The organism is Sphaerimonospora thailandensis (assembly GCF_016863115.1).
GTDB lineage: Bacteria > Actinomycetota > Actinomycetes > Streptosporangiales > Streptosporangiaceae > Sphaerimonospora > Sphaerimonospora cavernae.
The window spans coordinates 1-1,715 of the sequence record NZ_BOOG01000124.1 but is presented as its reverse complement, the minus strand read 5'-3'; the positions used below and the strand labels follow the sequence as shown (position 1 = coordinate 1,715).

The window sequence follows — 1,715 nt, the reverse complement described above, 5'->3', positions numbered from 1 at the left end:
CTAAGTGGTCGCGCCCGTAAATCCCTCGGGGGTTATGCGACGAGGTCGAGTACGGCAGGCTGGTGGTCGCAGCCGGGATGCTGCTGGAGGTTGGACTCCTTCTGTTCGTGCCGCTCGATCCGGGCCAGCAGGTCCTCGAGGTCGGCCGGGGTGAACTTCCATCTGAACGGCCGGGCGGTCTCGTTGTAACGCTGCTCGAAGGCGATGAGCCGGTCTTCGACCTGGTCAAGGCTAGTGAAGTCGTTGGGCGTGAGGACTTTGCGCTGCACGATGGAGAAGAAGATCTCCACTTGATTCAACCACGAGGCGTGGACGGGTGTGTGCACCATGACCGCGTTCGGGAAACGCTGGGTCAGGCGGTCGATGGCGGCCTTGCCCCGGTGGGAGGAGCCGTTGTCGACGACCCAGAACACCCGCTTGGCTGAGGCGTAGGGCTCTTGGGTCATGACCTGCTCGGCCAGGGTCATGAACGGGACGATGCCGGTGGTGGCCGCGCAGTTCCCGATCACGTGGGCGCGGTGGACGTCGTAGGCGGCCAGATAGGCCAGCGCGCCGCCGCGGTCGTATTCGTGATTGACCCGCATGGCCCGGGCGGCGCCCGGGGGCAGAGTGGGGTGGCAGCGGCAGCGGGCCTGGATGGAGGTCTTCTCGTCGGCGGAGATGACGTACTCGTCGTCGTCGAGTGGAATTCCGTCCCAGATGCGGGCGTACAAGTCGAGGACCCGGGCGGCCTTGGCGGCGAAGTCCGGGTCGCGGATGAACAGCCAGGACTGGTACTGCCAGGGCTTGAGCGCGTCGGCGGCCAGGATCCGCCGGACGGTGGAGGCGGAGATCGCCGGGGCGATGCCCCGGCCGACGACTTCGCCGGCCAGGTCCGGGCAGCTCCAGCGTGACAGCGGCAGGCCGGTCTCGGCCGGTAGCTGGCAGGCCAGTGCTTTGACCTCGGCCACCTGCAGTGGGGTGAACGTCGGAGGGCGTCCGGAGCGGGGCCGGTCGGCCAGCCCTTGGGCGCCTTCATCGGCGTAGCGGCCGCGCCACAGTCGTACGGTGTCCACGGTCACGCCCTGGCGGCGGGAGATCTTCGCGTTGGAGTAGCCGCGAGCGGCGTCCAGCACGATTCTGGCGCGGACGACCTGCTGGTAGGGGGCGGTGTGGGAGTAGGCCAGCTGCTTGAGCCGGCGCCGCTCGGAGGGGGTCAGCACGATCTGGCGTGCGCGGGGGGCGGGCACGAGGCGGGACTCACTTCTCGGTGATCTCTATCGGGCCCGTACGACAATGCCGGTATTCACGCCGGAAGCAGGCGAATGACGCGCCGGGGCGGCAAGATTGCCGTCATGCCCGCCATTCCCGCATCGACCAAGACCTCCCTGGCTCAGCGGCTGTTCTTGCACGCCAGGCAGCACTGGCCTCAGCTGATCGACGTTCACGTGCGTTACCGCGGCCAGTTCGGCTATGTCGAGGGCGAGCTCACCGGTGGTGAGCGGGTGCCGCTGATGCGACTGCGCTATGGCGGATCGGCGCACCGGTGGGGGCTGGCCATCCACACGCCCAGCACAGGCGGCTATGAGGACGCCATCTGGTTCACCGGCAGCCCACAAGAGGCCCTCGACCTGGTCTGCGACCTCTACGTGACCAACACCGACTCCTGATCACCAGCAGCACACCCACCGGCTGATCGTCAACCCCCGAGGGATTTACGGGCGCGACCACTAAGC

2 protein-coding genes are annotated in these 1,715 nt (G+C 67.8%); one reads left to right on the top strand and one right to left on the bottom strand.

Going from position 1 to position 1,715, the window contains the following annotated elements; genetic code table 11:
• Positions 1–32 precede the first annotated feature (32 nt).
• Positions 33–1,229 carry an IS630 family transposase gene (locus tag Mth01_RS29220; RefSeq protein WP_204019189.1) on the bottom strand — a complete coding sequence of 399 codons (1,197 nt, stop codon included), beginning with the start codon at positions 1,227–1,229 and terminating at the stop codon, positions 33–35.
• A 105-nt stretch (positions 1,230–1,334) separates the two neighbouring features.
• Here Mth01_RS29220 and Mth01_RS29215 point away from each other — a divergent pair, with 105 nt between their 5' ends.
• Positions 1,335–1,649, top strand: coding sequence for a hypothetical protein (locus Mth01_RS29215; RefSeq protein ID WP_239090091.1), 315 nt, complete (start codon positions 1,335–1,337; stop codon positions 1,647–1,649).
• The last annotated feature ends 66 nt before the right edge of the window (positions 1,650–1,715 follow it).

Excerpts from the sequence above, each read along its gene's own strand:
- Mth01_RS29215 (WP_239090091.1), top strand. The coding sequence starts at position 1,335 with ATGCCCGCCATTCCCGCATCGACCAAGACCTCCCTGGCTCAGCGGCTG.